A 7,658-nucleotide genomic window follows, 5' to 3' on the forward strand; every position below is an offset into this window, starting at 1 on the left:
TTATATTTGTACAAAAAGTAAATAATGCCAAAACGTATTTTTATATTGAGTCAAAGATTGTGCAGATTGGCTCTGCCGAACCTTCCCATACGCCTCTTTAAAGATTGCAAAGCGGTCAAACGTTTCTTGCGTTACTCCGTGATTTTTACAATAGTCCAGATCCACACGCTGATAATCGGCCAATTGCTCTTTAGTTATGCCATGTTGCACGGCATAAGCTTCATCCAACGTATGGTAATAGTCATAAAAGAAAACCAAGGCTTCCTGTGCTGGCACGGGTAATGACTTCAGCCCGGGTGTTCCGTAATACTTTTCAATAAATTCCTTCGTGTGATTAATATCTTTTGCCAGCAACAAGTAAGAGATCGCGTATTGCATAGCTTTTACATCACTTGGATTAGTATCAAGTATTTTATACAAATCATCCATTGGCGAATCGAACAGGACAAACGCTTCCTCATTCGGGAAATCCCTTCTTCCGGTTCCTAAAACGGGATCTTGCTCTACCTGTCCATCGTTAAACAAGAACTTTCTTTGTGAAGTCGCCCATTCTGAGTAATGTAATGTCTTTTCCAATAGTTCTATATATTTCAATGCAACAGCATAAGAGCCACGCATCAAATCGATTTGCAATATCATTTTTAACATGGTCGGATTATAACCGTTCAAAGACTGACAGGCATTAAATGCAACATTCTGTGCAGCCCCCATATTTCCCATAGCAAACAATACATGGGCAAGTCTCACATCGGGTGTTTTATCTTTCGGTATATAAACAAGAGAAGCCGGTCCAAACTGCGGATAAAGGAATAAATTTTCCGCAAGTACTCCTTTTTGTATTAAAGAGAAATTCAGATAATTTGCACCATTATAATTCCGCATATTCTTTGCGCTGACAGCTGTCAACTCATCCCATTCCTCATTTACCGTATAGTATTCATACTGATAAAAAGCGCCAAGATTTGCATTCATATTCAAATGATAACTCTTCCAGAAAGACCAGAATCCGGTAATTACAATAACCAGGCAGACCACGGTTTGCAAATAACGGCTCCTTTCTGCAAAGTAGCCGACAAGCCCGGTTATCAACATACAGGCCGGTAATGTTATCCAACCGATATAATGGACAAACGGAGCTGTAACCGTTGCCTCATAATAACATAACGGGGTATAAGCATAAGTATATATCCCCAACCAACCGCCTTGTACGGCGACGAGACCCATGGCAAAAGCAAATATCACATATAAAGAAGAAAGTAAAGCCCACTCCCGCTTTTTCAGACAATCAAACAAAAAAGCACTAATCGCAAACAAAAGCGCCACCGACCCGGCCAGATAAAATAAAACAATTGTGAATATACAACCCAGAACCAACCTCAGACGCTTATTTCGCTTAAAAACCGTACTATATATGAACAGAAACAACAGCATCAAAAGATAAGCCGTTACACCCTCATAATGATAATTATTATCGAGCAGTGATGCCGCAAAAAACAAACCGGGAATGAAAGAGAGCGGGAATGCATACCAATAATCTCCTATCTTGCGAAGGATAAGCCAAACGGATAAAGTTATCAAAGCCAGAAGAAGTGTGGTAAGAACAATACTCGACCAAAGCGAGTAGAAGAATTGGACAAGAAACCTGGCCATTAGAATAGCAAAGCCTCCGGGTTGCCTAAAAAGCTCTCCTATATAAATCAAATCAAACAAAAATAACTGTTGTTGCTCCCGATAAAATAAAGCATACTGCTGAGTCTCTTTGATATAACATCCTAATACAAAGAATAATATAAAACCTATTCCCAAAAGTACACTATTTTTATTTCTGAAGCCCATGATCCTAATACTATTACAATTTAAGAACTATATTAAATGACAAGAAAGGACGGTATAAGTACCGTCCTTCCCATATGATTAAAATACATTCTATTAATAACCGTGATTTTGTGGATATTCTACGCCACTATTAGACTGAATAACCTGAATAGGAATCGGATATTGATAGTTGTATGGTGCAAAGTTCGGGATATACCTCTGTTCAGCCTCACTCCATTCACGTACCTGGTTAGATCCTGATAAGTTTTCGTATCCGAAACCATATTTACGAACACGATCATACATCGTATTACCGGTTTGTTCATCCTGAATCGGGTGGCAATCACTGATATAAGTCGCATTCGGGTTAACCGACAGACGGTTTAATGTAACCCAACGATGTTCCTCACCCAATAACTCACGTGTACGTTCATCCAGAATATAATCTATGTTGATATCAGCAGCAGAGCAAAGCGGTGCATTTGCACGATCGCGCAAAACGTTGATATCATCGGCTGCTTTACCCTTATCACCCAATGCCAGATAAGCTTCGGCACGGATAAGGTAGGTTTCAGCAACACGAAGCATATACCAGTCGCAATCGTAAGCTCTATTATCCCCATTAGGATGCTTGTCATCCGTAAATTTCCACAAACGCGGGAAAATAGAGATTGTATCACTTGCCGTGATTCGAAGATTTTCTTCGTCCGGTGTACCGACTGCGGCGGCAGCTCTTGCATAAGCAGCAGCTTTTTCTTCCAACCAACGGGTTCCTCCGGGAGTGTACCAATTCTTCTGGATCATCGTTTCGGAACCACGGAAATCTTCTCTGCTACCCTGCTTGGAATTATCCCACAAACCATTATATACATATCGTGTCGGATACATAATATTTCCGATATAAGGGACATTGCCTCCTATAGAGTCACGCGCAATATTGGCTTCATAGCGTCCATTTGCATCCGGGACTGTAGAAACGGCACTACCTACGACACCGTCTGCGAAACAAGCAGTATTTACACCAAATAAATAAACCTGAGTTCCGTCGGCCAAGGTACGTCTTGTATTGTTCATACGAACTGTGTTACACAACCAGTTGGCTTCAGTCGTACAACTTTGCACACGCCACCATTCGTCACCACCACCACCGGTAGAATACGTATTATAATTAAACTGGCATACCCAGATAGCCTCTTTGTTATCAGGAGAATTCTGGTTACCGCCTTCGCGGAACAAGTCCCAGTATGCACCAGCAGGAGCAGCCAAAGAATTACCATAACGATCGGTCGCTTCACTGGCACGAGAACCGAAACGGGTTGTCATGACATGATAATCACCGTCTGTTCCATTAAGAACGCGAGTTGCAGCCTCTACCGCACCATTGAAGTCACCTAATGCCAGATTGATTTCTGCCAGATAATGGTCGGCAGCAGCCCGAACAATTTGTCCGGGTTTATCGACTTTAATTGGTAGATTTTGTGCCGCATACGTAAAGTCTTGCTTACAAAACTCCCAAACAGCTTGGCGGTTACTCGGTTCATAACCGGTTTGGATTTCTGTAGCATGATGTTCCAGAATAGGCACATTTCCATACATACTTGCCAATACACGATAAGCCCAACCTCTGAAGAAAACAGCCGTAGCACGAAGTTCTGCTTTCCTTGTCTCTGAAGAATAAGTAATGCTCGTACGCTCATCCATCATATCAATCACCGTATTTGCACGGTTAATCAACGTGTACAAATTATCATACCAGTGACGGGTAAAACCATTACTCGAATTCAAGTTGGCCCAGTTTCCAAAGTCGCCATTACCATTAGTCGGCGCATAAGTATCAAGCCCCAAGCCTTCAATCATCCAGGAGTGCCCACCGTGAGTCTGTCCCATCATTAATGACTGAATCTGCCGATAACACGAGTTCAATCCCATCTCCATATCCGATTCAGAAGTATAGAACGTCTGATCGTTAAAAGTATAAGAGTGTTCGGTCAAGAATTTATCTTCACTTTGGCACCCGGTGAAACCCGCAGCAAGAGAGGCACCGGCAAGCATAGCTAATAAATATTTACTGAATTTCATATTTACTCCTTTTTAATAATGTTATTAGAATGATAAGTTAACACCCAATGAGAACGTTCTATAAGTACCATTACGTCCATAACGGCTTGAAGCAGCGCCGGAAGCAATCGTACCGCCGTCTTCCGGATCAAGTCCGGACCATCCGGTAATTGTAAAGAGATCCGTACCAGACAGGTAAACACGCAAAGAAGAAATGTCTAACTTCTGCAAGAATCTTGGATCCACATTATAAGAGAGCACAAGGTCTTTCAACTTCAAGAATGACCGACTATTCCAATACAAGTAATTCAACGAGTTGTCATAACCGTAACGCGGATATTTGTCTGTATGGTTCGTCTCGGTCCATGGTTCAATTGCATCCAGCTGAGCACCACCGCCCATACTTGTACCGAATGCATTAGGGTCGAATCCTAAGAAATGAGTATCGCTACCCTGCATCCAACGGAAATTGAAATACAAAGAGAAGTTCTTCCAGCTCAACGTATTACCGAAATTAACCGTGAACAACGGATCCATATCTCCGATCCAATGTCTGTCATCTCCGGTAATCTTGCCATCTCCATTGTAATCTTCGAATTTCAAGTCACCCGGAACAGCATTCGGCTGAATCATATTACCTTTGGAATCTACATAATTATTGATTTCTTCCTGGCTCTGGAAAACGCCCAACTTCTTCAGATCATAGGCAGAACCGATTGCATGTCCGATTTGAAGAGCATAATAGGAATCGAAGCCATAAGCAACAGCATTAGCCACATCATCAGCCTCTTCTCCTTTATAATCTTTGCCGTACAAACTCTTAACCGTGTTTCTATTAAGGTCGAATACCAGATTAGAAGTCCAGCGGAGTTTGTCTTTACCGTCACCATCGATATTCACAGAATTCAAGGAAATCTCAATACCTTTATTTGTCACTTTACCGGCATTGTCAAAGGCTTCCTGAAAACCGGTAGGATAAGGAACAGAACGTTTCATCAACATATCAGTCGTCTTACCCACATAGGCATCTACGCTACCATCCAAACGGCCGTTCAATACGCTGAAATCAAGACCTAAATTATATTTCTCCACTGTTGCCCATGTCAAAGCTTTATTCGGAAGGGAAGCAGGAGAGATACCAAATGCACTACCTGAGCTTGTATCGCCAAACCAAGTGTAAGTCGTACTTACGCTTGCTACCGTAGCATACGGATCTACGGAACGACTACCATTCTGTCCCCAAGAAAGACGGAGTTTCAAATAATCCAACCAATTGGCATTATCTTTAATAAAGCTTTCATTACTCAGAACCCATGCGGCAGATGCACCATAGAAGTTACCCCATTTACGACCTGCTGCAAATGCTGAATAACCGTCACGACGGTAGTTGAAAGTTGCATAATATTTGCCATTAAAGTTATAATTAATACGGCCTAAATAAGCGATAGAAGAACTGCTGGTACGTTCACGTCTAACTTGAACAGTACCGGCCAGATCCTGTTTGTAGACGCCCAGAATAGTCGGGACAGAGAAGTTTTCAAAGTCCGTTCTATGGTATTCGTTATTATAGGCTTCACGTGTATATCCAAACAACGCATCGATATGATGATTTTTAATATCCTTTGTATAAGTAAAGATATTATCAACGTTCCATGTTGCTGAACGGGAAGAATAAGAATAACCTCCGGCATTTGCTCCGAACTGTGAAGGATCATCCATCTGAGCCGTGTTATCAGTATTTACCCAAATACGGGGATCGTTAAATAAATCACGTGTACCGGTATTACGTTGACCGTTCAATGTGATGCGATAAGACAGCCCTTCCAAAAATGGGAAATCTACCTGAGTATAAAAGACTCCGTTAACATTATAGCCGCGATCTTGTCTATCCGTCCACAGATACGAGTCATCCGAACCGGTACCCCAAAATGGACTGACTACGTTGCCATCAGGATGAGAGTTATACCAATCTTCATACCCCGGCTGGCGTGCATGCGTATAAGAATAAGGAGTCATCCAAGTCGCATTCTGGATACGAGCCGGAACGCCCCAACTCTTAGTACTCAAAAAATTCCCCTTTAAACCAAAGGTCAACCATTCTTTTGCCTTAATATCCAATTTGGAAAGGACGTTGTATTTTTCATAATCATTTCCTTTCATAATACCTTCTTGGCGATAATAGTCACCGGAGATATAATAGTTGACAGCTTTCGATTTACCGGAAACACTGACATCATACTTCTGTGCAACACCGACACGCGATACTTCATCAATCCAATCCGTGTACATTCCTTCGTTGTAAGCATCCAATTCAACCGTATTCAGCAGCTGTGCTTTGTCGTAATCCATAGACCAAACAGCATCTCCAGGAATGTCACCGCTTGCCTGCTTTGAGTAGAAACGATTTCTAAAGAATTTCTCCTCATTTGAAACCATTTTGGGTTGACGGGTCCAATCTGAAAAACTCCAGTTCGTATTAACATTAATAACAGGCTTTTCACTTTGCCCTCTCTTCGTCGTAATAATGATCACACCATTAGCGGCACGAGAACCGTAGATAGCAGCAGCAGAGGCATCCTTCAACACATCGATACTTTGAATATCATTTGTGTTGATTTCATTGATCGAACCAAAAGAGATAACGCCATCGACAATAAGCAACGGGGCATTGACTCCCTGTTTATCAGACGTTGCAGCAGTAGGAATCGCATTTTTACCACGAAGGGTCATAGATCCCATATTGTCACCTCCGGCGCTGTTCGTCGGAGCATACTTCATACCGGCTACTTTACTTGACAATGCAGCAATTGCATTCGGGTTCGGTAACGCAGTAATTTCACTATCCGAAAATCTTACATTAGAAATGGCACCGGACACATCTCGTTTACGTGCAGTACCATAACCGACAACGACAACCTCATCAAGTTGTTCTGTGTCTTCCAGAAGTGTCACATTAATAATTTTTTGATTGCCGACTTCCACCTCTTGAGTTTTAAACCCGACAAATGAAAATACCAAAACAGCCTTACTACCTCCCGGAACATTCGGAAGTATAAATGTACCATCAGCACCTGTCATCGTACCGATTGTCTGACCCTTAACCGCGATATTTACGCCCGGAAGTTCCAAACCTTCAGCATCAACCACCTTTCCTGAAATAGAAATCTGGGCAAATGCTTGCAATCCTACGCATAGGAAACATAGCAATAATAGAATTCGATTCCTCATAATCTCCAAACTTTATTAGGTTAAACGATATTTATTTTCACAAATATCCGCCTTTGTTATCTTTAAAATCATGAAAAAATGATATTTTTCCCTCGGTTTTTGACAGATACAATAATTTTAGTATAATTGTGCCCCCCTGAGAATATCTGTTCAACTTGATTAGTAGACAATATTATATATGTATAAAAACTCAGTTTACATAATGCCATTCTATGATTTACTAAAATGACCGCAAATGTTAAGGGAAGGAAATCAAGAGTGGCAATATCCCCGACTGCCATATCCTACAAAACAAGTTAAATTTACAATAACCCCCTGTCCCTTCTATTTTTCTATTTCGTCCGAAATCTTGATCGATTTTGAATTGACTCTTTTCACGGTTTTAATCTTCTTTACTGACAACAGATGGAGCGAGGTGCGTAGGCAGTCTGAAAAACCGTGCAATTTGATTGCCGGAAACGGGAAACACCAGCAAAGTGTTAAACCTTAACTCCCGGAGAATCGAATATTTGAAAATAAAACGGACGGCGTTCCAAATATCCCAAGGAAATTTAGGG

General features: G+C 41.4%; 3 protein-coding genes. All 3 read right to left on the reverse strand.

Annotation, left to right across the window (positions count from 1 at the left end):
• The 3 genes from DWU89_RS14590 to DWU89_RS14600 all read right to left on the reverse strand — a co-directional run bounded on the left by DWU89_RS14590 (position 1) and on the right by DWU89_RS14600 (position 7,101).
• Positions 1-1,836: a DUF6057 family protein gene (locus DWU89_RS14590; RefSeq protein ID WP_147292123.1), complete on the reverse strand. Its 1,836-nt coding sequence runs from the start codon at positions 1,834-1,836 to the stop codon at positions 1-3.
• 93 nt (positions 1,837-1,929) lie between these two features.
• Positions 1,930-3,894 carry a RagB/SusD family nutrient uptake outer membrane protein gene (locus DWU89_RS14595; protein ID WP_115500370.1) on the reverse strand — a complete coding sequence of 655 codons (1,965 nt, stop codon included), beginning with the start codon at positions 3,892-3,894 and terminating at the stop codon, positions 1,930-1,932.
• 24 nt (positions 3,895-3,918) lie between these two features.
• Entirely contained in the window at positions 3,919-7,101 is a 3,183-nt protein-coding gene (locus DWU89_RS14600) for a SusC/RagA family TonB-linked outer membrane protein (protein WP_115500371.1), read from the reverse strand.
• Positions 7,102-7,658: the final 557 nt, after the last annotated feature.

The sequence above is a fragment of the Parabacteroides acidifaciens genome (assembly GCF_003363715.1).
GTDB classification, from domain to species: Bacteria; Bacteroidota; Bacteroidia; order Bacteroidales; family Tannerellaceae; genus Parabacteroides; species Parabacteroides acidifaciens.

Bases quoted from the DNA above. Each gene is read 5' to 3' on its own strand.
- DWU89_RS14590 (WP_147292123.1), bottom strand. From the start codon at position 1,836: ATGGGCTTCAGAAATAAAAATAGTGTACTTTTGGGAATAGGTTTTATA.
- DWU89_RS14595 (WP_115500370.1), bottom strand. From the start codon at position 3,894: ATGAAATTCAGTAAATATTTATTAGCTATGCTTGCCGGTGCCTCTCTT.
- DWU89_RS14600 (WP_115500371.1), bottom strand. From the start codon at position 7,101: ATGAGGAATCGAATTCTATTATTGCTATGTTTCCTATGCGTAGGATTG.